Source organism: Vibrio taketomensis, assembly GCF_009938165.1.
Classification (GTDB): Bacteria; Pseudomonadota; Gammaproteobacteria; order Enterobacterales; family Vibrionaceae; genus Vibrio; species Vibrio taketomensis.
This window is the reverse complement of sequence record NZ_AP019650.1, coordinates 207,263-229,804: the sequence shown is the minus strand read 5'-3', so window position 1 is coordinate 229,804 and position 22,542 is coordinate 207,263. Positions and strand designations below refer to the sequence as shown.

The 22,542-nt window shown below is 42.0% G+C and carries 18 protein-coding genes and 1 pseudogene; 12 read left to right on the top strand and 7 right to left on the bottom strand.

What is annotated here, in order from left to right; translation table 11 throughout:
* Nucleotides 1-210 precede the first annotated feature (210 nt).
* The 3 genes from Vt282_RS14790 to Vt282_RS14780 form a co-directional block, all read right to left on the bottom strand.
* The gene (locus Vt282_RS14790; protein WP_162047832.1) at nt 211-1,092 is read right to left on the bottom strand and encodes an endonuclease/exonuclease/phosphatase family protein; all 882 of its coding nucleotides are present in this window, start codon (nt 1,090-1,092) and stop codon (nt 211-213) included.
* A gap of 427 nt (nt 1,093-1,519) precedes the next feature.
* The gene (locus Vt282_RS14785; protein WP_162063874.1) at nt 1,520-2,116 is read right to left on the bottom strand and encodes a GNAT family N-acetyltransferase; all 597 of its coding nucleotides are present in this window, start codon (nt 2,114-2,116) and stop codon (nt 1,520-1,522) included.
* A gap of 75 nt (nt 2,117-2,191) precedes the next feature.
* The gene (locus tag Vt282_RS14780) at nt 2,192-3,034 is read right to left on the bottom strand and encodes a helix-turn-helix domain-containing protein (RefSeq protein WP_162063873.1); all 843 of its coding nucleotides are present in this window, start codon (nt 3,032-3,034) and stop codon (nt 2,192-2,194) included.
* A gap of 641 nt (nt 3,035-3,675) precedes the next feature.
* Here Vt282_RS14780 and Vt282_RS14775 point away from each other — a divergent pair.
* The 3 genes from Vt282_RS14775 (at nt 3,676) to Vt282_RS14765 (ending at nt 5,904) form a co-directional block, all read left to right on the top strand.
* Entirely contained in the window at nt 3,676-4,476 is an 801-nt protein-coding gene (locus tag Vt282_RS14775) for an EAL domain-containing protein (protein WP_162063872.1), read from the top strand.
* A gap of 114 nt (nt 4,477-4,590) precedes the next feature.
* A complete protein-coding gene (locus tag Vt282_RS14770) occupies nt 4,591-5,337 on the top strand; it encodes a GGDEF domain-containing protein (RefSeq protein WP_162047827.1) in 747 nt (248 codons plus the stop codon).
* A 45-nt stretch (nt 5,338-5,382) separates the two neighbouring features.
* A complete protein-coding gene (locus Vt282_RS14765; protein ID WP_162047826.1) occupies nt 5,383-5,904 on the top strand; it encodes a prepilin-type N-terminal cleavage/methylation domain-containing protein in 522 nt (173 codons plus the stop codon).
* Between the two features lie 251 nt (nt 5,905-6,155).
* Here Vt282_RS14765 and Vt282_RS14760 read toward each other — a convergent pair whose 3' ends face one another.
* Nucleotides 6,156-6,947, bottom strand: coding sequence for an AraC family transcriptional regulator (locus tag Vt282_RS14760; RefSeq protein WP_162047825.1), 792 nt, complete (start codon nt 6,945-6,947; stop codon nt 6,156-6,158).
* Between the two features lie 97 nt (nt 6,948-7,044).
* On the opposite strand from Vt282_RS14760, the gene Vt282_RS14755 reads away from it, so the two are divergent.
* On the top strand, nt 7,045-7,950 hold the full coding sequence (locus Vt282_RS14755; RefSeq protein ID WP_162063871.1) for a DMT family transporter: 906 nt from the start codon (nt 7,045-7,047) through the stop codon (nt 7,948-7,950).
* Nucleotides 7,951-8,016: 66 nt separating this feature from the next.
* Here the strand turns inward: Vt282_RS14755 and Vt282_RS14750 are convergent, their stop codons facing one another.
* Nucleotides 8,017-9,828 carry a hybrid-cluster NAD(P)-dependent oxidoreductase gene (locus Vt282_RS14750; protein ID WP_162063870.1) on the bottom strand — a complete coding sequence of 604 codons (1,812 nt, stop codon included), beginning with the start codon at nt 9,826-9,828 and terminating at the stop codon, nt 8,017-8,019.
* Between the two features lie 260 nt (nt 9,829-10,088).
* On the opposite strand from Vt282_RS14750, the gene pyrC reads away from it, so the two are divergent.
* Nucleotides 10,089-11,117, top strand: a complete 1,029-nt coding sequence (gene pyrC / locus Vt282_RS14745; RefSeq protein ID WP_162063869.1) for a dihydroorotase — start codon at nt 10,089-10,091, stop codon at nt 11,115-11,117.
* A 77-nt stretch (nt 11,118-11,194) separates the two neighbouring features.
* On the opposite strand, the gene azu is transcribed toward pyrC, so the two are convergent.
* On the bottom strand, nt 11,195-11,647 hold the full coding sequence (gene azu, locus Vt282_RS14740) for an azurin (RefSeq protein WP_162063868.1): 453 nt from the start codon (nt 11,645-11,647) through the stop codon (nt 11,195-11,197).
* A gap of 722 nt (nt 11,648-12,369) precedes the next feature.
* Here azu and codB point away from each other — a divergent pair.
* From codB to Vt282_RS14705, 7 genes and pseudogenes are all read left to right on the top strand, one after another.
* Nucleotides 12,370-13,608, top strand: a complete 1,239-nt coding sequence (codB, locus tag Vt282_RS14735) for a cytosine permease (RefSeq protein ID WP_162063867.1) — start codon at nt 12,370-12,372, stop codon at nt 13,606-13,608.
* A 9-nt stretch (nt 13,609-13,617) separates the two neighbouring features.
* Nucleotides 13,618-14,895: a cytosine deaminase gene (locus Vt282_RS14730; protein WP_162063866.1), complete on the top strand. Its 1,278-nt coding sequence runs from the start codon at nt 13,618-13,620 to the stop codon at nt 14,893-14,895.
* A 626-nt stretch (nt 14,896-15,521) separates the two neighbouring features.
* Nucleotides 15,522-15,976 (top strand): annotated as a pseudogene (locus Vt282_RS14725) (dCMP deaminase family protein).
* A 548-nt stretch (nt 15,977-16,524) separates the two neighbouring features.
* Complete coding sequence (locus Vt282_RS14720) at nt 16,525-17,955, top strand: glyceraldehyde-3-phosphate dehydrogenase (protein WP_162063865.1); 1,431 nt, start codon at nt 16,525-16,527, stop codon at nt 17,953-17,955.
* 211 nt (nt 17,956-18,166) lie between these two features.
* Entirely contained in the window at nt 18,167-18,388 is a 222-nt protein-coding gene (locus Vt282_RS14715) for a hypothetical protein (RefSeq protein WP_162063864.1), read from the top strand.
* A 107-nt stretch (nt 18,389-18,495) separates the two neighbouring features.
* Nucleotides 18,496-18,984: an acyl-CoA thioesterase gene (locus tag Vt282_RS14710; RefSeq protein ID WP_162047816.1), complete on the top strand. Its 489-nt coding sequence runs from the start codon at nt 18,496-18,498 to the stop codon at nt 18,982-18,984.
* Nucleotides 18,985-19,079: 95 nt separating this feature from the next.
* On the top strand, nt 19,080-19,325 hold the full coding sequence (locus Vt282_RS14705; RefSeq protein ID WP_162047815.1) for a hypothetical protein: 246 nt from the start codon (nt 19,080-19,082) through the stop codon (nt 19,323-19,325).
* A 920-nt stretch (nt 19,326-20,245) separates the two neighbouring features.
* Here the strand turns inward: Vt282_RS14705 and rnb are convergent.
* Nucleotides 20,246-22,261 (bottom strand): exoribonuclease II, encoded by a 2,016-nt coding sequence (gene rnb / locus Vt282_RS14700; protein ID WP_162063863.1) that lies wholly within the window; start codon nt 22,259-22,261, stop codon nt 20,246-20,248.
* Between the last annotated feature and the right edge of the window lie 281 nt (nt 22,262-22,542).

The following is a 22,542-nucleotide window of genomic DNA, read 5'->3' as shown; positions in this document are numbered from 1 at the left end:
TAATAATCGACAAAAAAAAAGCCCAAAGAGATTCACTTTAGGCTTCTTTACCGAAAATTCCGTCTCGTCGGGCAAATTTAATATGCATTAGACTTACTATGAGTCGAGCGTGCTTTTTATCTCAACCGCTAGTGTCTTTTTGTGCCATTCACACTCCACAAATATAAAAAAAGGCTGTGTATTCACAGCCTTTGAATCGCGTTATTTCAATTATTGTTCACGTAATTTGAGCTTAGTGAAAATAGGTAGGTGATCGCTCACTTCTGCCCAGTTATAGCCCTGCCAAACTTCCATACCCTCAGGTACTTTTAGCTCATCAATATCCCAACGTTGGGCATTACTAGTAAAAATGTAATCTACGCCAATTTCAGGGTTAGCACTTGGCCACGTGCGATGGTCTTTGTTGAGTGGTGTTACTGGATTCCAGTATTTGGTTACTTCAACCATATTTGGCGTGCTGTATACATCATTCAGATCGCCCAATAGAATTTTGATACCACGCATTTCCATCGTGCTATCATTCAATTCACGGATCTGTTCCATACGAATTTGCGGATCTTCTTTAGTATCTAGATGAGTATTAATGACAGTAATTGGCGCTGCAAAATCTGGTACCGCAACATTACCTATACAGCCTATGCGCTGCTCTCTTTGACCTGAAGGTAACTGAACAATTTTTTCCATTTCAATTGGGTATTTTGACAAGATACCTAAGCCGTATTCACCACCGTCAAAATCAATCGCACGACAGAAAATACCTTTCATTCCAGTTATCTTTTCAATCTCTTTAAGTTGATCAACTTTACCACTGCGACCCGTTAATTTATCCACCTCTTGCAGTGCAACAATATCCGCATTCATGGCTTTGATTGCTTCACCTACTGTTGCAGCAGATGACACCTTACCGGCTGCGATATTAAAAGAAGCAATCGTTAACTCGGGAGCATCATCAGCAGTAAAAGTTTTATTGGCAATGCCGTTGAGTGCACTTGAAACCAATCGGCTGTTCTCATTGCTATTGGCATTACTTTGAGCAAAAGCACCTGTAGAAATCACCGATGAACAAAGCATCGCTATCATTATTTTATTCATAATCCGTCACTCATTTATCAATATAGAACGACATCAATATATATTTTCAATCAACCTAAATTTGAGATAAGTCTCTCAATAACTCACATATTACCGAGTGAAAACTTAATTTAACCAATTGAAAACAAATAAAATGTTAATCATTAGGTGTTAATAGAACCGAAATTTATTACAACATATGATTAATAACCATGCGGCATAATATTTAAACAACTAAGCGTTAATAAATTAATGTGCTTTATGTTAGACAAATAGAAAGAGCCTCACTCAGAGGCTCTTTTATTTTGTTGATACTTCCTGTACCCGTAGACAAGTCCAATCTGTAATATCTTCACAGATAACCAGATCATCGATATCCTCAATGGTTTGACGTACCGATTACCATGTTAGCATGATGTTGCATATGTTTACATCAACGTTAGCTAAACTAGTTAATTCGCTCAAATTCTTCCTTGGTTATTCCATAATAAACTTTGTCATCAAAGCCTTTATCCATTTTATAATAGGCTCGCTGACGCCCTTCTAAACTCATGCCACATTTTTCCATCACCGTATAAGAACCAATGTTGCCGGCATAACAATCTGCAGAAATTTTATGGGCACCTAACTGACTAAAGCCTATCTCTAACATCAACTGACAAGCACGAGTTGCAATTCCCTGCCCCCAGGCATGAAAAGGCAGCTGGTAGCCCACTTCATAATTGCCAGTGAGAAACATAACTGAAGTAATAGCAGTCATTCCCATGTAACGACCTTGGTCGTCATGGATTACAAAGGTTGGTGATTCCGGCCATTGTTCTGCTTTGATGGCATTCGCAGTATTTTCAATAATTGGATTAAAGAAACCTTGATACAAAGCGTCGGCGGCTGGAGCGAAAAATAAATATTGATTCACCCTGCTGTCATTGAGCATCTCGATAATAAAAGGCAGATCAGCAGATCGATTTAAACGAATGCTTAAGCCGTGGGTAAATGGGATCGATTGGCCTTGTTTTAGTGCGGCAAGACTAGATGTATTTAACATGGTGTTCCTCGTTTTCTATGCCGCATAGTAACAAGGCAGCTCATAAACGAATTGGATTTTTGCGACAATTTCCTATTATTCAAAATCACCGTAAATATCGATAGTAAGGTCCCGACGGTTCAGATACATCGAAGGCGTTTTACCAAGCTGTTGTTTTAAAGTACGAATAAGATGAGATTGGTCGCTAAAGCCAAATTTGTGCGTCAGCTCAGTCCAATCGATCACCTCTTCTTGAGCATAAATGTTGAGAACCAACAGCTCTAACCGCATCATTTGCAAGTAACGTTTTACCGTCAACCCCAATACTTGCTTGAAACTACGTTCCAATGTGCGACGTGAGCACGAACAAAAACTGGCTAACGTCTCTATATTCATTATTGGAACCGTCGAAGCATCAGACCATTGCCTCTCTATTTCGGTAACGGCACATTGGGCAATCATGAAGGTTTTGTCTTGGCTAGGTCGCAACCCTAAACAATCAAGGTGTTGTTTAATATAGCTAAGTAACTGTTCAGGAGTTTGAGTATAGCGCCATAACTGTTGCTGAAAGTCATCATCAAATAATGGCGTTAGCCAATCAAACCAACCGCAATTTACTTGACCTTCAACCTCATGTTTATTGAGACAATAAAGAGCGTAGGGATGGAACGTAATACCAATTCGTTTTAATGGCGGATTATCATTTAACCGTAGTAAATGCTCGCTTGCCTTTAATAAGTGACTACCTTTCCCAGATACGATGTCTTTTCCACTATCATAGCTATAGGACTGGTTACTGGGTGTAAATAATAAATGAGCTCGTACATTGGGAATCAGGTGTGGCTTAGGATCAATAACTTCACCCGACTCAACTTCCAAATACCATATTTGATGGATTAACCATTCATAGCCAACTAAGGTTTGTTTCCACGCTTTCATCCATCAACCTATTAAGAGGTTTACTGTTGCTTCAGGGGAACATGCCATAGCAACAGCAAAAATTTCGCTGTCTGCTCGTAGACTAGGGTAATTAAGGCTTAGCTGCAATATCGTAAGGACATCAATAACCAAAAGATTCAAGGTATCAAATGTAATCATGGGAGGCATTTGATCAATCAGAGCAAATAGCAATGCGATTTAACACTCCAATTTATTAATATCATAATAGATTCAATCACATAGTTAATTTTTTCATCTAGGTAAAGTTGGATGTGCAAAACTTTGCTACAGCTCGCTACCCATAACAACTAAAAATTATTTTTTACGATCAGCATCAAACATTTATGAATCTACAGATGAAACTATCACATTAGCTTTGGCTTTTCCTTTATTTTACATCTAGTTTATTGACTTAGATCAGGTAATTGCATCATCTTGATATTAATTTGTAATCGTTACAAAACAAAAAACAATCGATTAGTTTTAGTAATCCTGTCGAACACCATGTTTGTACAAAAAACGATCGCCATTGTTTCATAATTAATATAGATAACAGTTAAAAGTCGTAAATATCAATTCTTTTAATCAAATTTAGTTCTTTTGCTGTCAACTGTTAATCCAACGGAAAACAAATTTGTCATATGTATAATTCTTCCTTGCCAACAGACTTTAGATTGGTATATCAACCAAAACTACACCATGAAGCCATTATTGGGGTCGAAGCATTATTAAGACCGATGGATGAGAGCATAACAACTCTTGACTACATTTCTAGTGTACAAGATAAATTCAAGCTGGATATCAGCGTTATTGATAAAGTAATCAAAGACGTTAATCACTACAACTTAAAAGTTCCTGTATCAGTTAACGTGCATCCGAGTTCTATGTGCAAGGCTGAATTCATTTCGAAAGTGCTGGAATGTAAAGACCTTATCATTGAGTTGATCGAATATGAGGATCTTTTATTTTGTGAATGTTTTTATGAAAATGTCGCAATACTACGTAAAAGTGGTGTGATGATATCTTTGGATGACTTCGGCGTTGATTTTGCCACAATGGACAATGCCTTACTGTTGCATCCCGATCAAATCAAGTTTGATATCAGCTTGATAAAAGGAATAGAGAAAAGCTACATCAAATATCGTTACCTTTGCTTTCTTTACTCAAAAGTCGTCTCTCTTTGCACCAATGGTATTATTTTCGAAGGTGTTGAAAATATTGAACAAAAACACTTAATCGAATTATTTTGTGAAAAGCCAATCTTCCAAGGATTTTATTATTACAAACCGATGAAGATGTCTGAATTAATAAAACTTAATTTATTCGATGGACCACGAGTCGAAACGCTGATTGATGATAGCCATCACTATGACAAGTTTGAGTATGACGTTTATTCATTCGTTACTAATAATAGTGAAGATGGTAGTTATAGCGGAAATTGAACAAACTCATTGCTGATAAAGATCCTCTAGGCTTGGTATATAACAGCGATATTAACATCTCAAAAGTAATTTTAGAAAATCTACTATCCAAGTAGGAATACCACTTATAGTGGAATGTTCTCACTGGTAGAAAACGCAGAAAATGTTATCGTCGTAAGAAATGAAGACGGCGTTGTCGTTTTCGATAACTTAGAGCATCAGCGATTAACTGGTGGAAGTATCGTAGGCGCTGCTGTTGAAAGTGTCATCAAACGCAATGAAAACTACCGTACATGCATTGAGAAAGATCGACACTTGCTTGCTTTGAATGACATTAACTTTTCTAGAGATATTGAACTGTTCGATAATATTGAATACGAAACAGTTCGAGAGAAATTGATCTACAACGATCGTAATTTTATTATCACTACGATTCGCCCTTTAAATTTGAGAACAACCTCTTTGAGCAAAGATGATCTCACCGGGTGTTTTACTCGCTCTTACTTTAAAAGCAACCTTGTTTCATTTTCTACTAAAACCATTGCCTTTATCGACTTAGATGGGTTTAAAATAGTCAATGACCGACTTGGTCACCGTAAAGGAGACGAATGCTTAATTAACTTTGTGTCTTTAATAACGAGTTGCTTAAGGGGGGATGACCGTTTGATTCGCTACGGTGGTGATGAATTTGTGGTCGTGTTTGACTCCGTCGAGCTAGAAGGCATCACTGCTCGATTGGATGAAATAAATCACAAAGTCATTGACTATTTTGATCGTCAAAATATAAAACTTTCATTCTCTTATGGATTGTCACATATAAAAATAACAACATCGATGAAGCAATCGAGACTGCCGATAGAAATATGTATCTTGCAAAAATAATAAAATTTTCATTAAAACATTAAGCTTATGCCCGGGGAATATTTTATGGCCACCAAAAAATCAGGTTTTACCTTGATTGAATTAGTTATCGTTCTAGTTGTTTTAGCGGTTTTAGCCGTTATCGCTATTCCACGATTCTTAAACATGGATAAGGAGGCTCGACGAAGCGCTCTTGAGGCTGGGATTGCATCACTTAAATCAGCCAACGATATGGTCTATGCTAAAGCTTCAATTGAAGGCAAAGAGAACCTTATGCCGAATGAATACCATAATCCAACTGACGCCAGTATTATCGTTAATGGGCGACGAGTGGACTTAAGCTATGGAAGGATGATGGCCTCAAAATGGAATATAGAAACAGTGGCTGATTTTCCCAAAGATGATTGGAAAATAGTGCAAGCGCGAGGAGGTCACTTTGGGTTGGTTTATTTGATGCCTCAGGGTGCGCCAAGCTTTAATATGGCGAACGCTACTGATATTGCAGCCTCGAAGTGCTACCTATCGTATAGCTTCAAGCAATACGATTACCATACGCCAATTTATGATATGGCCTACGAGGGCTGTTAACCTAAATATTGGCGCTGATACAAAAGAAAGGTCGCTAATTTAGCGACCTATAGACTGGTTTATGACGTTTATCTGAATTCGCGACCATAAATCACTGCTGCTAATTCATGACTAGCTCGCAAGCACTGCGCCTCAGCGCCCAATATGTAGCAAGAGAGCAATTTAGTAATGTTAAGGACACGCTATGACTTTGCTTGGAATGCATGTGGTTTCATTAATCTATATTTTTGAAACACTTAAGCTCTACACCCCTACCCTATTAAGCGATGTTTGTATTGCTCTGGTGTGAGTCCAGAATACTTCTTAAACATAGCAATAAATGGGCTGGCTTGATTGTAGCCGAGCGTAAACGCAACTTCTTTTACCGAATGTCCTTTTTGTAATAGCTCCATCGAATATAAGTATCTCACTCGAAGCCGCCATTCAGTGAAGCTCATTCCCAGATCTGCCTGGCAATGTCTCGCCAACGTGCGCTCGGTTGTATGAACGCGGTCTGCCCATTCAGAAAGCGGTGTACTATCAGTAGGATCTTCCTCAACGGCAGAAAGGATCGGCGCAAGGTATTTATTGTTCGTTGACGGTAGAAAATGATGCTGTGTATCACGTGTGGCAAGTTGGTCTAATAACACCTTTACCAAGCGCTTATCGGCGTCGGTTTCAGCGATATTTACACGCCGACGACGAAAGTCATCAACAATAGCTGAAGCAATGGCACTGACTCGAATTAAGCTAGTTTTATCAGGAAAATTAGCCGTTAACGGAACAGCGACGTTCAATGAACAATAAGACAATGGCTTACGATTAAAACTGGTATGCATCACACCAGGTGGTACCCAAATAGCCAAATGAGGTGGTGCCAAAAATCGCGTCTCTTCCACTTCCATTTCGAGGATCCCGCCACTGATCAACTGTACTTGTCCCCATGGGTGACTATGTACTCGAGTCTCAGTATTTGATAAAAAAGCCTCGAAATTCATAAATACATCCGAGGGGGCTTCATCGATTAATAATGAAGGATGTAGGTGTTTCGCTGATTTTCTCAAACTTGTCTTCCTAAAGTGTATTATGTCTCCTTAGAGATACATACAATTATACAGACCTGCCAAACTACCGCCACCTCAACAATGCGATGATATTCACATGATATACCTACTCCCGATACTGACGGTTTTTATCTGGGGCTTAAATGCCATTGTTAACAAAATGGCAGTGACTATCATCGAACCAAGTGCCATGAGCTTCTATCGCTGGGTCTTTGCGATTGCTATTTTGACCCCAGTTTGTTTGCCGCGCGTCATTCGTCGTTGGTCAGTAATAAAACCTAACTTGGCTAAGCTCTCTTTTCTTGGTTTGCTCGGTATGGTGATTAACCAATCCTGTGGTTACTTTGCTGCGGTGACAACTACTGCATCAAACATGTCATTGATCAGCGCGTTGGTACCCCTAATGGCCGTTTTTATGAGCGTACCCTTGCTCGGTAAGGCGATTTCCCGCAACAGTATTATCGGAGGCGCGATCTCTCTTGTGGGCTTAGCTTATATGCTGGGCGAAGGAAACGTCATGTTCTTCCTTTCAAAGAGTGTCACTCCAGGTGATGCGCTGATGGTCGTCGCTTCGCTTTCTTATGCTCTGTACTGCGTGCTACTTAAACGCTGGAAAATGCATCTACCGAATGATGTCTTGATTTACATGCAAGGCTTTGCTTCCGTGCTTATGCTGGCGCCGATCTGGCTAACCAGTGATAAGCTACTACCACCAATGGAAGGCATGCCGTTAATCCTTTATGCAGCTGTCGCTGCCTCGATTGCGGCACCGTGGATGTGGATTAAAGCCATTGATGTCATTGGTGCGGATAACAGTGCCATGTTTATGAACTTACTGCCTGTGGTGGCGGTAACCTTAGCGGCAACCATGCTAGGTGAAACCATTCATAGCTACCATCTGATTGGCGGCATTCTGGTTATCAGTGGTGTAATTTTGGCGCAGATTAAACGTGGGAAAAATAACAATATCGAACCACCAATACTCAATAAAGATCCCGCTTAATAGATAGTTACAGATTTCGGATTCAGCCCTTGCCTTTAGCAAGGGCTTTTTGTTTCGCAATATTGGCTAGTATTTCACATCAACGTCCGTTTTTGGCACGGCGCAGCAAGCTAGTGCTTCACCACCAGCAACGTCAATATGGTCGAGAGCTGGAACCTCGGGATGCGTCACATCACCAGATACCACAGTCACTCGGCATGCCCCACACAATCCAGCACGGCAACTATTAGGGATGTTGATTCCTGCGTCTTCCGCCTGTTCGAGGATTGGGCGTTGGTTGTCACCTTCAAATTGATGACCATTGACCGCAATACTCAACGCTTTTTGCTCTGTCGCTTCAGATTTAGGTGGCGTAAACATCTCTTGATGATACTGGCTTTCCTCGAGCCCCGACTCCATCAGCAGCTTTTTGGCTTGCTGCATGAAGCCATCAGGACCACATACAAATGCCTCTCGTGAATCCAGGTCTCTTACCTGTTTTAAATGCATAGCACTCAAACGCCCTTTCAAACCAAACCAGTCTGACGCAGGTTGGGTGAGTGAGAACAATAACGTTAAGCCCTTGTGCTCACGTTCAAGTTGGGCTAATTCATCTCGGTACGGAATATCTGCTTCAGTGCTGCATTGATGGTAGAAAACGACATCATTCAGGCATTGCTTATCCGCTAGGTACCGTAACATCGACATCATCGGAGTGACACCACTGCCTGCGGACAACAGCAAAGTCGGACTTTGATGGTTTTCTTGCAGATGAAATGCGCCATCAGGATTGTGGCATCTTAAGACATCACCCACTTGGAAATGCTCTGCTAACCAATTGGAGACACGCCCACCAGCAATGCGTTTAACTGAAATGGACAAACGATCGGCACGAGTGGGTGAAGATGACAAGGTATAACGACGAGACACGCGTTCGCCATCAATCTCTATTTCAATGGGCAAATGCTGCCCCGGCTTATACGGCAAATTAACGCTGTTTTCTAACCAAAAGGTGATAAAGTCTTGCGCGGTATGCTCTTTCGCAACACAAGTGAGACGGTACTGACTCGAGGAGTTGTCCTCGTAAATCTCTTTTGGCTTGTATTCAAGCACTTCAATCTCATCGCCAGCGCGCACCATGCCCTCATTTTTTGCCACCAAATTCTGACCAAAGAACACGCCGCCAAATTCGTTTGCTCGGAATTCTGAAAGTGTTTTCAATGGCTCCTTACTGTCACGAAATTGGCCTTTTTCAACATCCACTGTCGTCAGAATACAACGTTCACAAGGCTTAACTGCTTCAAATTCAACTTCACCAATACGAATACGCTTCCAACTATCTTCAACGAACGGCTCCAGACTTGAAGCCACCAAATTCGTTCGGAATTGATCCATACTATGGTGTTCACTGCTACGACGATTCAATTCTTCAAGCGATCCTTGGCTAATCAGCAACAGCGGATAACCATCGGCAAAGCTGACATTGTGACCCAGCTTCTCGCGTACTCGATTCGACTGCTCGCCACAAAACAACAACTCAACTTTCTGCCCTAAAATTTCGCTAAACCAATCATCAGCTTGGTCGAGTGTGGTGTAGGCTTCAAAACTGTCTTTCCATACTGTGGCGTTAGTCGGCTGCATTTTGAAATCGGCATAACTTACCCTGAGAGGGGTCATATTCGGTGCGCAAAAAATCAACCCATCGGGCGTCAGCACAGAGCTTACTTTGACCATATGGGGATACTTACGAGCGGTGACCATAGAACCGTCTGAAAGTGCTAGCATGAATCGACGATCAAACATCAACCCTTGCTTTTCTACCCACGCGTTGGACAAAGTGACACCGCCAATCGACTTAACCGGATACACATTGATTTGAGAGAGAGTTGAGCTCGTCATTTTGTTTCCTTTTTTAGCGGGACAACAATGAAATCCCGACTATTAATAATTATGTTGTCCATTCTAATAACTTCTGTTGCCGATTGTCATCACCAAAGCAAACGTTTGGCCAATTGTTCAACAAACAAGCACCCTTAACCAAAAAGGGGATGAAATCATCACTGCTTTCCTCTATCATCCTGTCGCCTAAGCTACTGCGTTTTGCATGGAAACAAATGCTTAGGCTCCAATCAAATTACAAACTCATGGTGGGAGCTTACATGACTACAATTACGATCACTCGTCCGGATGACTGGCACGTTCACCTTCGCGATGGCGAAGTATTAAAAGACACCGTACGAGATATCAGCCGCTACAATGGACGCGCGCTGATCATGCCAAATACTATCCCACCAATTACCAATACTGAACTCGCGCTTGCATACCGTGAACGCATCATGGCTGAAAAACCAAGTGCGCAATTTGAACCACTGATGGCGCTGTACCTTACAGACAACACCACAGCTGATGAAATTCGTAAAGCGAAAGCATCAGGCAAAATCGTTGCTGCAAAACTCTATCCTGCAGGTGCGACAACGAACTCTGATTCGGGTGTGACGTCAGCGAAAAACATCTACCCAGTATTGGAAGCAATGCAAGAAGTTGGCATGTTGCTTTTGGTGCATGGTGAAGTCACTCATAACCATGTCGATATCTTTGATCGCGAAAAACAGTTCCTTGAGACTGTTCTAGCGCCGATCGTTAATGACTTCCCTAACTTAAAAATCGTCCTTGAGCATATCACAACGGCCGATGCGGCTAATTTCGTTGCCAATGCGAATGACAACGTAGCAGCAACCATTACTGCTCATCATCTAATGTACAACCGTAACCACATGCTCGTAGGCGGTATTAAACCGCACTTCTACTGTTTACCAATTCTAAAGCGTAATACACACCAGCAAGCGCTCATTGCCGCAGCAACCAGTGGCAGCAAGAAATTCTTCTTAGGCACAGATTCAGCCCCGCATGCGAAAGATAAGAAAGAAGCAGCCTGTGGTTGTGCAGGTTCTTACACTGCGCACGCTGCACTTGAACTCTATGCTGAAGTCTTTGAACAAGAAGGTAAGCTAGAGAACTTAGAAGCATTTGCCAGCCACAACGGTCCTGATTTTTACGGCGTTTCACGCAACAGTGATACCGTGACCCTGACCAAAGAAGAGTGGGCAGTGCCAGCGACGATGCCATTCGGCTCTGATGTTGTGGTGCCTATTAAAGGCGGTGAGTCGGTTACTTGGACTGTAAAATAATCACAAATAACACCAATAAAAACGCCTCATCTTTGTGAGGCGTTTTTGGTTCTAAATGGTATGTTCAGCATGAAAAGTTACTTAAATTCAAACTTACCTTTCATGATCGCCCAGTGACCAGGGAATGAGCAGAAGAAAGTGTAATCGCCGCCCGCTTTAAGAGCGGCAGTATCGAACGTGAGCGTTGTTTCTTCACCGCCACCAATCACTTTCGAATAAGCATAGACACGGTCGTCGCCAGGCTTGATATAGCTATTATCAATCCCTGCAGTCATACCTTCTGTACCCACCGCTTGAACATTCGCTGTATCAGCGATCACGATGTTGTGTCCCATTGATGTCGCGGGTAATGAGCCAGTGTGTTTAAGCGTGATAGACACCTCTTCGCAGGTTGCTGGCACGCTGATTAAATCCGTTGAGTATTGCATCATATCGTTAGATTCAATGGTCACATCACAACTTGCGCTTGCTTGGGCTGAAAAAGCGGCGGTTAGAAGAGTGGTGATTGAAATCAAATAACGAAGTTTCATATTATTATCTCCTTATGTGAAAGCTAAGCCAATTATATAGAACAACAATAAATTTACTGAAACAAAGCTCTCATTTAACAGTTAGATATCAATGATTTTACCTCGGCAAGATCACTTATTCGAATTCCCAGTTACCTGTAATTTCCTGCAATCACTCCTTCCTACGTGCTAACAAAAAGAAAGATCAAATACATTAAGCACACAGACATACTAAATGGCAATAAATTTAATTTAAGTAACAAAAACAATTGCAAACAACACGTTAAATTGGATAAAAAATAATTATACTTAGCCCAAAATGCACAGAAACAAAAGTAAAGTCAACTTTATACACACATCAACAATCAAACATCACCTAACAACCATAAAGTTAACTAAACTTCATTTTTAAATGCAAAAACAAATTCCATCAAAACGAGTGTTCGAACTTTCATAATCTCTTACCCTTGATTGAATTATTTACCACATTTATCAATCTAGATTGACTTCTCTTATTATCGATACCTAAATCAATCACAACCCCATCAAGTAAACGTTTATATGAAATCGCAGGAATTAAAACACAAATTATAAACCATTGAATTTAAGAATATTAAATTAGAACAATTATTAAAATTGACATAAATGACACTTTTATCATTGACATGGGAATTTTATCACCATAATACGCGCCGTTTAACTAGAATTTGGCAATTGGTCTATTTTTAAGCGCGGAGGTTAAAATGGCTGGTGACAATAACTATAGCCTAGGTCCTGTTCCTAATACGGCACGTAAGGGGGTAGCATCGCTAACGATGGTGATGTTGGGATTGACCTTCTTTTCAGCCAGTATGTGGACCGGCGGTTCACTCGGCACTGGTCTCTCTTTCAATGATTTCTTCCTCGCTGTTCTTATTGGTAACCTAATCCTCGGTATTTACACTTCTTTCCTTGGTTACATCGGCGCTTCTACTGGCCTCTCTACTCATCTTCTTGCTCGTTTCTCTTTCGGTTCTAAAGGCTCTTGGCTTCCTTCTGCTCTTCTTGGCGGCACTCAAGTCGGCTGGTTCGGCGTTGGTGTGGCAATGTTTGCCATTCCAGTGCACAAAGCGACTGGCATCGACACTAATATTCTTATTTTAGTTGCTGGGCTATTAATGACAGCAACGGTCTATTTCGGTATCGCTGCTTTGATGATTCTCTCTGCAATCGCAGTACCAGCCATCGCACTGCTTGGCGGTTATTCGGTGATTGAAGCCGTAAACAGTATTGGCGGTATCGCGGAACTACAAAAGGTAGAACCAACCCAACCGATCGATTTTTCCATTGCACTTGCCATGGTTGTTGGTTCATTTATTAGTGCTGGTACGCTAACCGCTGATTTCGTTCGCTTTGGCAAAAAGCCAAAAGGTGCGGTCTTGGTTACTATGGTGGCATTTTTCATTGGTAACTCACTGATGTTTATCTTTGGTGCCGCGGGAGCTTCAGTAACTGGTCAATCGGATATCTCTGAAGTGATGATTGCTCAAGGACTACTGATTCCCGCTATCATTGTGCTCGGTCTCAACATCTGGACCACTAATGACAATGCGCTATATGCCTCGGGCCTAGGTTTCTCAAACATCACTGGCTTACCAAGTAAATACATCTCAATGGTTAACGGCCTCGTTGGTACACTTTGCGCACTATGGCTGTACAACAATTTTGTTGGCTGGTTAACGTTCCTATCGCTGGCAATTCCACCGATTGGCGGTGTGATCATTGCAGATTTCTTGGCAAATCGTAAACGCTACGCTAATTTCGAAGTTGCACAGTTCCAAACGGTCAACTGGGCTGGCATTATCGCTGTAGCGATTGGCGTAGCAGCAGGTCACTTTATTCCAGGTATTGTGCCGGTAAACGCAGTTCTGGGCGGCGCACTGAGCTACCTAATTTTAAATCCTATCGTTAATAAGAAAACGCTCGCTGCACAGCTTGCGTAAGGAACCATCATGACAACTATGTTGATCAAGAACGTTACACTGCAAGGACAGGAAGGTCTGAAGCAAATTTTGATTGAGGATGGTCTATTCACACGCATTGAAGACAGTAGTGCTGACCTGCATTTTAATGGTGAAACCGTTGATGTCCAAGGCGGCATGGCTGTCGCGCCATTCTGTGAGCCACACATTCACCTTGATACTACGCAAACGGCAGGTGAGCCTAGCTGGAATATCTCAGGTACTTTATTTGAAGGTATCGAACGCTGGGCTGAACGCAAACAACTGCTCTCAATCGACGATGTAAAAAACCGTGCTAAACAAACACTGAAATGGCAGATAGCTAACGGTGTACAGCATGTACGTACTCACGTTGATGTTTCTGACCCTACTCTTATCGCACTAAAAGCGATGGTAGAAGTACGTGAAGAGATGAAAGAATGGGTAGACATTCAAATCGTCGCATTTCCACAAGAAGGCATTCTTTCTTACCCAAATGGTAAAGAACTATTAGAGGAAGCCGTTCAGTTAGGCGCAGACGTTATTGGTGCAATTCCACACTTCGAATTCACCCGTGAATATGGCGTAGAGTCGCTGCATTACGTATTTGAGTTAGCACAAAAATACGATCGCTTAATCGACGTGCACTGTGATGAAATTGACGATGAGCAATCACGTTTTGTCGAGACGTTGGCAGCGCTAGCCCACAAATTCAATATGGGCCACAAAGTAACGGCGAGCCACACCACAGCGATGGGTTCATACAATGGTGCTTACGCATCTCGCCTATTCCGCCTACTTAAGATGTCGGGCATAAGCTTTGTTGCCAACCCGCTAGTGAACATTCACCTTCAAGGCCGTTTTGACGATTATCCGAAGCGTCGTGGTGTCACTCGCGTGAAAGAAATGCTCAACGCTAACATCAACGTCTGTTTTGGCCATGACGACGTATTTGACCCTTGGTATCCGCTAGGTACTGCAAATATGCTACAAGTGCTGCATATGGGTCTGCACGTTTGTCAGGTAATGGGATACGATCAAATCAACAACTCGCTCGATCTGATCAGTACCAACTCTGCACGCACACTTAATATTCAAGACAAATACGGTATTGAAGTGGGTAAACCAGGTAGCCTATTGATTCTACCTGCAGAAAACGGGTTTGATGCAGTACGTCGCCAAGTACCAGTGCGCTACTCAGTACGCCACGGTAAAGTGATTGCTGAAACTCAACCGGCAACTACACACATTCACTTAAATGAAACTGAAGCAGTCAGCTTTCAACGCTAATAAAAAAATAAACCAAGCGTTACTTTGAATAATTGGCAACGTCAGCCAAGCTAGAAAAGAAAACCCCGCTAGGCTCTCACCTCGCGGGGTCTATTCTTACTCGCAGCATCCAGCTACTAATAAGTGCTCCCTGCATCTATTCCTTGATAGTACGCTGAATCCTTCAGCACTTCCTTAACGTCGCTGTCCTAGCGGTGTCCTTGGCTATCCATGCTTGCCATCAATCCGCGATGACAATATCTTCTATCCTGAAGATGACCAATCCGTGGGTCTTTCCTGTTCCGTGCCAGCATCCTGCCGACACCTTTAAGTTAAGGTATTTCCCCTCGAACAACAATCATCTGATATCGATTACATTGACTCACCAACCCACAAAAACCAAATATAAATCAATTAATACAATAACTTAAATTAAAAGATCTAATAACCTGAATTTTTAATGACGTAATCTTACGCATTTGTGAGATATTTCTTACAAAGACTACGGACAAATTGCGATATCAGTTCGACCTTTGTTACACAACTCTTTGCCGCTGTTGTGCATAATCTAGGTTACTTATGCATAAAATGTGGGATAATATTGTAAATATACTGAAATATGAATAATCTTATTTGGTTGAAACACAATGATCTCAAAATGGGCACAACGTTTTTACCAAATGGCAGAACTTGTTGGCTCTTGGAGCAAAGACCCATCGACTCAAGTTGGCGCTGTCATCACGAAACAAAATCGTATTGTCTCTGTCGGCTTTAATGGCTACCCACATGGTATCTCTGATAGTGCCAACACTGACGATCGCGAAATGAAATATCTAAAAACGCTGCATGCGGAAGAAAACGCGATTCTGTTTGCTAAACGCGATCTCGATTCCTGTGAGATTTGGGTAACCCACTTTCCTTGTCCAAACTGCGCCGCTAAAATCATTCAAACTGGGATTTCAGCGGTACACTGCCAGAGCAAACTGAAGATTTTCTGTCTCGTTGGGGCGATAAAATTAAAGTAAGCCAAGAGATGTTTCTCCAAGCTGGGGTTAAAGTGAATTGGCTTCCTTTAACCGACCTTGGAAAAGTAGAAGAGTAAGCGCAATTCAAAGCAGAGGGTTGCAACGACAGCCCTCGTTTCTATTTTCATTTTGTGACCATCTCGTCATTGTTGCTAATTCAAATATCGGCTTTCTCTACGACAATGATTCGACTAATGACTAATCTGGCTCAAACTCACCTTCAACGATCTTAATTCGCAGTAAATCACGGCCATTTGGTGATTAAATTCACACAAGAAGCGGCTTAGCTTGCACCACTTACATTACTTAACGCCAAATCAGTATTTTTTGCTCAAAAAAAAGCCGCAACGATTACAAAAGTCAACCCTATTCCAATCTCACTATCACGATGAAATCAGGGTAAAAATCACCGTATTTTTCGTAACTTAGCAGCAATTAATTTTCCTAGCAGAAAAAGCACCTCACCACTACAATCCGGCAACATAAAATTATAAGCAAGTAACTTCAGCGCAATTAATCAAAATTACGCTCAATTCTGCATGTTGAAGTCACTTGTGTCTAAACAAACCACCACCTGATTGCCGCGTGGTCGCTCAACCCTAAACGTGAAAAGGTTCCAACTATAATGAGTCCGGAAAAACATCTTAATGATTGGCACACCAACCAAACAATTGCCGAAACGATTTCTCCTCTTTTAGGTCAGTTATACCGTCAAAAAGGAGTCGAAGTGTTGATATTTGGTAAAACCCTCGTCAATGCCGCAACCATCGATATCATCAAGACTCATCGCTTATCTCGCCACTACTGCCAAACCGCCTTAACTCCTGCACAAACATTACCTTTAGCACAAGCAATCAACGAATTACCACTATCACCATGCAAAGTCGATATTGGGCAATTAGCTGCAAAATACTGGGCATCTCATAGTGATACCGATGCATTAAATGACTTTCTACTATCGGCATTGGATGGCGCAATGAACGGTGAAGGCGTCGGTACACCAAAAGATGTTGTGCTGTACGGATTTGGCCGTATAGGTCGACTATTGACCCGTTTACTGATTGAAAAAAGCGGCCCAGGCTACCCACTGAGACTAAGAGCAATCGTTGTTCGTGGCGGCAAATCAGGCGATCTACAAAAGCGTGCGAGTCTACTTCGACGGGACTCGGTCCATGGCCAATTCAACGGCAGTATTGTCATCGATGAAGAACGCAAAGCAATCATCGCTAATGGCAATTACATTCAATTGATCTACGCCAACCAACCTGAGGATGTTGACTACACTCAATACGGCATCAACGAAGCCCTTATCGTTGACAATACCGGCGTATGGCGTGACTCTGAAGGTTTGAGCAAACATTTAGCCTCACGAGGGGCGCAAAAAGTCCTGCTAACTGCACCAGGAAAAGGTGACATCAAGAACGTGGTATTTGGTGTTAACGATCAGGTGATCCAATCAGAAGATCGCATTATTTCTGCTGCTAGTTGCACCACCAATGCGATCACTCCTGTGCTCAAAGCACTCAATGACCGCTACGGTATAGAGTCTGGTCATATCGAGACAGTACACTCTTTTACTAACGATCAAAATCTGATCGATAACTTCCATAGCGGCGAACGTCGTGGTCGCAGCGCATCTTTGAATATGGTGCTTACCTCAACAGGTGCGGCTAAAGCGGTGGCAAAAGCGCTCCCTGAACTCGCAGGTAAACTCACGGGCAACGCAATTCGCGTTCCAACACCAAATGTATCGATGGCTGTTGCCAACCTTAATCTCAGTAACTCCGTTGAACGCGATGAGTTAAATACGTATCTGCGTGATATGGCTCTGACCTCACCACTGGCAGGACAAATTGACTATACCGATTCAACCGAAGTTGTCTCAACGGATCTGGTCGGGTCACGTTTTGCAGGTGTTGTTGACGGTGCAGCCACTATTGCTCAAGACAAGCGTTGCGTGCTGTACATTTGGTACGACAATGAATTTGGTTACAGCTGCCAAGTGGTTCAGTGTATGGAAAAAATGATGGGTGTTGATTACGCGACATTCGCCTAGTCAGCTCTAAGCGATCTAAGGCTTCGCAACATATATTAAGTAACCTTACGATACTTGAGCATAACGATAATTGTTCCAATCCTTGCCGCTTCATCTGAAGCGGTTTTTTTATTCATGTTCAATTCATCTTTCTGCGTTATGATGGTCACACTCGGTAATCAGCCACTCAACTATTTTTTCTCATTTTGAACGACTGATAGAGGAAACCATAATGAACCGTACTATTACTTCATTTTTTACTGCATTTATCGCGCTTGTTTCGGGCTTTTTTATTCTCGTTGCTGGACTTATCGTTGCCATTCCATTAGCGATTGTGGGCGCTATCACCGGCCGTAAACTCGTCAAAACTATCGAGAAAGCTCAGTTCCAACAGCAAAGCCCATCTGACACACATCGTACAATTGATGGCGAATTTGAAGAAATCAATAAATAATCACTCACGAAATTTTAAGTAAATGCTTGCTCTGTAATAGTTTCTTATATGAGTTTGTTGTTATATTGTGAAAAACAGAGAGAACGCAGACTCCAAGGACAGGCAGTATGAGTAAACAACAACGCGATATAACCTTGCGCTTTTTAGCTGAGCCCGGCGATGTTAATTTCGGCGGAAAAGTACATGGTGGCGCTGCGATGAAATGGATCGATTTAGCTGCCTACGCTTGTGCCGCGGGATGGAGTGGTAAGTACTGCATTACCGCGTACGCAGGTGGAATACGCTTTGTATCGCCTATCCACGTCGGAAACCTCGTTGAAGTCAGTGCTAAAGTGATTTATACCGGTAGCAGTTCAATGCACATTGCAATCGATGTTCAAGCGAGTGATCCAAAAGAGCTGACCAAACGCCTGACTACCCATTGCATTGTGATCATGGTTGCTGTCGATGAGGAGGGAAAACCTACTCCCGTCCCTGAGTGGATACCGACAGAAGCGGAAGATATTGAATTACGCGAATCAGCTATTCGCTTAATGAATATGCGTAAACAAATCGGTCAAGAAATGGGCGCGCATGTAAAATACTTAAAATCTTGATCTTTCGACCAGCAGATTGTCATTTTTCTTTCATCAAACTTGATTACATTGACTGTTCTAAGCCTAGGAGCTAACTGTCAATCAAGGAATTAAGTTTGAAGATCAACGAAACAACATTGACTGAACACACATTGAGTAACACTGCTGCAGTGGAGTACCAATGGGTGCGAGCAATGTATGTGGAAGGTTACAACAAACATCAGATCAATCACTATATTCAAGCATGCTTCGGAGGTGATGCCTTATTCGCCGATCTATTCCGTCGTGTTGCACTGTCACAAGAAAGTGTCTATGTTCTGCTACGCTACTTAGGCTGCGCTCCCTCTAGTCGTGAATTCTAACTATTCTCAAGCACCCATCCTTATTTACATAACTGTTAACTAAGTAAATTTATTGCTCCTCGTCACAAGGATCGAGCAATTCACTCCCATAAACAGAATGCTGTATTATTATTTGTGCGCAAAAATAAAAAAGCCTGAGTGGACACTCAGGCAGGTTACAAAAACTGTTAGTTGGGATAGTAAGGAATCAAAGCTAACAGCCAGCTATGCGTAACAGAATTTTTGTATGCTTCTTAACCGATCGGCGGCCAAACCAAGAATGTTAAGAGCACTACATAGAGGCGACTACACGTCGCCTTTGTTGTTTTTATTGTTCTCACATGATACCGATTAATTTCCTCCGACTAATCCGCACCACATAAGAAAAGTGAAATCTCACACATCAGAACGATCTTCCTGATGGATAATCACAATAATGTCTAAATGAGCAATATTGTGACTAATTGATTACCTTTTATGTAGTTTGAAGCAATCATCGACAGAAAGCAATAACAATGCGATTCAAATCTCAACTTTTGAATCAATGCAATGATATTGCAATATTTCAGCGAGAACTATATCCACATATCTTAACAATAAACTTATGTATAATAATAAAATATAAATAAACCAGTGGTCGTCCATGTAAACTTTCGTGCAATAAAAATCACTAATAATGATATTTAATGCACTATCTGATGTAATACTTTATTCTCAAACTGTATCTAACCGTTGATTTGATACCCATTCAGTATCACACCCTGTTTAATTAAATGTAGCAGTTAAATTTCGCCTCACACTCCATCAACATCACAGTTTGCATACGCAACATTGATGCAACAAATATCATACTTTTATTGGGACAAAACAAAAGCCTAGATAAAAAAATCCCCCAACCTCTTCCAAGGTTAGGGGATGTATTTCGTTCACAATGACAACCGCTATTCCGCTGGTGTCTCTGTGTTTTCTACCGGCAATTCTTCTGTCGCTAACTCAGCAAAACGTTTAGTTGGTTTTGCAACTAAACTACGATTCTCTTGATTCACGTCTGCTAGCACCACTTCTAATGTATCGCCTAGACGGAATTCAATTTGCTTATCGATTGATACCGTACCGTTATCTGCATTCGATTCGATACGCTCTTTGTTATCGATAACAAGAGAACTTGGAATAAATGCTGCAGCGCCATTCTCTAGTAAACGTACGCGCATACCAGCACGATTAATGTCAAAGATTTCAGCATTGAAGGTCGTGCCTTTTGCTGGCTCTTCCGCAAGAGTACGAGCATACAACCAATCTGAAACATTGCGCTCTGCCATGTTGTGATGTTTACGGTGTAGTGCGAGTTCTTCACCAACCGTTTCATCTGCTAGCTGCTCTGGTTCTTTACCCAGAATGTGTGCTTTTAGCATACGGTGGTTAATCATATCGCCGTATTTACGGATTGGTGATGTCCATGTCGCGTAAATATCTAAACCCATAGCATAATGCGGCAGTGGTTGATTACCAATTTCACTGTAGGTTTGCATTTTACGAATACGGTTATCAAAATAGCTACTCTCTTGAGCACCTAGCCAGCGACGAAGCTCGGCAAAGCCCTCTAGTGTCGCGATAGATTCCGCCGTAAACGGCAACTCACCGTGTGGGTTGACCATTTCAATCACGTCAGCAATTTTTTCTGGTTTGATGCCCGCGTGGTGGTTAAACACGCCCGAGCCAAACGTCGCTTGCAGCGTTTTACCCGCACAAATGTTCGCAGTAATCATCGCTTCTTCAACCAGACGGTTGGCGCTGCGACGCATATCCGCATGAATTGCGATAACGTCGTTATCTTCGCTCAGTTCAAAACGGTAATCCGGACGATCTGGGAATACAACCGCATTCTTCTCGCGCCATTCTGCACGTGCTCGGGAGAATTCATAAAGATCACGGACGACTTGAGCAATCTCTTCACTTGGTTGCCATACTGGCGACTCACCATTCTCTAGCCAATCAGATACGTGGTCGTAAGCTAAACGCGCGTGAGATTTGATGTTTGCAGCGAAGAATTTGATGTCGTCACCAATCACGCCATCTTTATCCACCGTAACAGTGCAGCAAAGTGCTGGGCGTACTTCATCTTGCAGCAGTGAACACAACTCATCAGCTAAATCGCGTGGCAACATTGGAATGTTGCGACCCGGCAGGTAGATAGTGAAACCACGCTCACGGGCAACTTTGTCCATTTCACTCTCAGGCGTGATATACGCTGTTGGATCAGCAATAGCGATAGTCAGTGCAAAATCACCGTTATCGAGCTTCTTCGCGTACAGTGCATCGTCCATATCTTTGGTTGATTCACCATCGATGGTCACGAACGGTACTTGAGTCATATCAACACGCTCAAGATCGGCGTCGTCTTTGATTTCCCAATTGTCGATGCCAGCAGGTTCGCTGTTTGGCAAATCATTTTCTGCTAAGGTTACCCACCAAGGCGCAATCTTGTCGTTTGCATCCGTGATCTTTTTCGAGATCTCAACCAAGAAGCCGTTATCACCTTTTAGCGGATGACGGATTAAATGCGCCACAACCCAGTCACCTTCAGCAAAATCATTTGGGTTTAGACCTTTCTTGACGTTCGCTTTTAAAGACAGCTTTTTAAGTTGTGGGTGATCAGGAGTAACGTTAAGTTTGCCTTTAAATAATTTAACGCGACCAATAAAGCGCGTTAGACCTTGCTCCAATAATTCTTCTGGCTCAGCCACTTCACGTTCATTTTCAGTGCGAATAATGGCTTTTACTTTATCGCCATGAATACATTTCTTCATGTATGGAGGCGGGATAAAGAAGCTGGTTTTACTATCCACTTCTAAGAAACCAAAGCCTTTTTCAGTCGCTTTGATCGTGCCTTCCTTCTTAGGTAGGTTTTCTTGAATTTGTTGTTTGAGCTGTGCCAGTAGCGGATTATCTTGGAACATCTTAATTCTTTTTGCTTATAAAATTGGCCGTATTATACCCAAGTCACTTTTATAAGCTAGTTACAGCGGACATTGTTCACAAATCTGCAAGATAAAACTGAGCAAAATGACAACGAAATAGCGTTGAGAAAACAACATTAGACGCAATTTTGTCTAAAATAGGAAATTTTTGTGATGAAATTCAATTTTTTCTAGCTTTTTTTGTGCTTTTAGGGAATAATCCGCCTCCCTTATGTCCCTAGCGGCTTGATGCGATTTAACACTTATCCGCATCTGAACGG

Coding starts and splice junctions, on each gene's coding strand:
- pyrC (WP_162063869.1), top strand. CDS start 10,089: ATGACTACAATTACGATCACTCGTCCGGATGACTGGCACGTTCACCTT.
- Vt282_RS14790 (WP_162047832.1), bottom strand. CDS start 1,092: ATGAATAAAATAATGATAGCGATGCTTTGTTCATCGGTGATTTCTACA.
- Vt282_RS14720 (WP_162063865.1), top strand. CDS start 16,525: ATGAGTCCGGAAAAACATCTTAATGATTGGCACACCAACCAAACAATT.
- Vt282_RS14755 (WP_162063871.1), top strand. CDS start 7,045: ATGATATACCTACTCCCGATACTGACGGTTTTTATCTGGGGCTTAAAT.
- Vt282_RS14770 (WP_162047827.1), top strand. CDS start 4,591: ATGTTCTCACTGGTAGAAAACGCAGAAAATGTTATCGTCGTAAGAAAT.
- Vt282_RS14730 (WP_162063866.1), top strand. CDS start 13,618: ATGACAACTATGTTGATCAAGAACGTTACACTGCAAGGACAGGAAGGT.
- codB (WP_162063867.1), top strand. CDS start 12,370: ATGGCTGGTGACAATAACTATAGCCTAGGTCCTGTTCCTAATACGGCA.
- Vt282_RS14785 (WP_162063874.1), bottom strand. CDS start 2,116: ATGTTAAATACATCTAGTCTTGCCGCACTAAAACAAGGCCAATCGATC.
- Vt282_RS14775 (WP_162063872.1), top strand. CDS start 3,676: ATGTATAATTCTTCCTTGCCAACAGACTTTAGATTGGTATATCAACCA.
- Vt282_RS14765 (WP_162047826.1), top strand. CDS start 5,383: ATGGCCACCAAAAAATCAGGTTTTACCTTGATTGAATTAGTTATCGTT.
- Vt282_RS14750 (WP_162063870.1), bottom strand. CDS start 9,828: ATGACGAGCTCAACTCTCTCTCAAATCAATGTGTATCCGGTTAAGTCG.
- rnb (WP_162063863.1), bottom strand. CDS start 22,261: ATGTTCCAAGATAATCCGCTACTGGCACAGCTCAAACAACAAATTCAA.
- Vt282_RS14710 (WP_162047816.1), top strand. CDS start 18,496: ATGAGTAAACAACAACGCGATATAACCTTGCGCTTTTTAGCTGAGCCC.
- azu (WP_162063868.1), bottom strand. CDS start 11,647: ATGAAACTTCGTTATTTGATTTCAATCACCACTCTTCTAACCGCCGCT.
- Vt282_RS14780 (WP_162063873.1), bottom strand. CDS start 3,034: ATGAAAGCGTGGAAACAAACCTTAGTTGGCTATGAATGGTTAATCCAT.
- Vt282_RS14715 (WP_162063864.1), top strand. CDS start 18,167: ATGAACCGTACTATTACTTCATTTTTTACTGCATTTATCGCGCTTGTT.